The organism is Rheinheimera pacifica (assembly GCF_900108485.1).
GTDB classification, from domain to species: domain Bacteria; phylum Pseudomonadota; class Gammaproteobacteria; order Enterobacterales; family Alteromonadaceae; genus Alishewanella; species Alishewanella pacifica.
This window is the reverse complement of record NZ_FNXF01000043.1, coordinates 1-1267: the sequence shown is the minus strand read 5'-3', so window position 1 is coordinate 1267 and position 1267 is coordinate 1. Positions and strand designations below refer to the sequence as shown.

Genomic DNA, 1267 nt, shown 5'->3' with positions numbered 1-1267 from the left:
CCACATACGGTGTTTCGCAAATTAAAAGTGCAAAGTGATTTGTACAATTTTAATCAGCCAACAGTGCAGGACATGCTGCGCGATATCACTGACAGAGGGCTGGACGCGGCGCTGGCAAAACGGCAGATGTGGCAGCAAATGCGCATGAATCCAACCGATTTAGCGGATTTGTCAGCCGCTGTCTTAACCTTCTTAATGAATGGCAGCACACCGCTGGCCAACTGGCGCGGTTTATTTAAGCGCGGTGAGCGCGTGCGGCTGCGGTTTATCAATGGCTCCAGCAACAGCTTTTTTGATGTGCGTATTCCCGAGCTGAAAATGACCGTGGTGCAGGCTGACGGCCAGAATGTGCACCCGGTGACGGTGGATGAATTCCGCTTTGGCCCGGGCGAAACCTATGATGTTATCGTGTCGCCACAAGCGGATGCATACACCATTTTCGCCCAGAGTATGGACCGCAGTGGCTATGCCCGCGGTACCCTGGCCGTGGCCGAGGGCTTGCACGCCCCGGTGCCGGCACTGGATCCGGTGGAGTGGCTGACGATGGCTGACATGATGGGTAATATGAACCATGGCGCAAGCGACAGCCACAGCCACGGCCACAGCGCGATGGCGCACGGCAATGGCGCGGAAGATCATAGCCAGCATGGTGCTATGGCTATCGATCACAGTCAGCATGGCCCGGCGGTGCCTTATGCCAAAGCCAGTTCAACTGTGCGTCATGCCAGCACCGAGTATGGCCCGTCGGTGGATATGCGGGTGGATATGCCAAGAACCAACCTGGACGATCCGGGCATTGGTTTGCGCAATACCGGGCGGCGCGCGCTGACCCTGGCCGATTTACATTCGCTGGACGGTATTATTGAGCCGGGCGGCCCGGAGGCGGAAATTGAGCTGCATCTGACCGGCAATATGGAGCGCTACACCTGGTCATTCGATGGCTTAGAGTTCAGTAAAAGCACACCGGTGCATATGAAGCACAATCAGCGTATCCGGGTGATCTTGCAAAACGACACCATGATGACCCACCCGATGCATTTGCACGGTATGTGGAGTGATCTGGAAAGTGACAACGGTGCCGTACAGGTACGCCGCCATACCATTCCGGTGCAACCGGCGCAGCGCATCAGCTTTTTAACCACGCCGCATGATGTCGGGCGCTGGGCCTGGCATTGTCATTTATTGTTCCATATGGATGCGGGTATGTTCAGAGAAGTGGTGGTGTCATGAAAACAGCCAACGTAACGCTAACCTTGTCGCTGCTGGC

General features: G+C 56.0%; 1 protein-coding gene. It reads left to right on the top strand.

The window, feature by feature from the left end:
* Nucleotides 1-1230, top strand: a 1230-nt coding sequence (locus BLW68_RS20880; RefSeq protein WP_092797217.1) for a copper resistance system multicopper oxidase, incomplete at its 5' end; no start/stop codon positions are given.
* Nucleotides 1231-1267 lie beyond the last annotated feature (37 nt).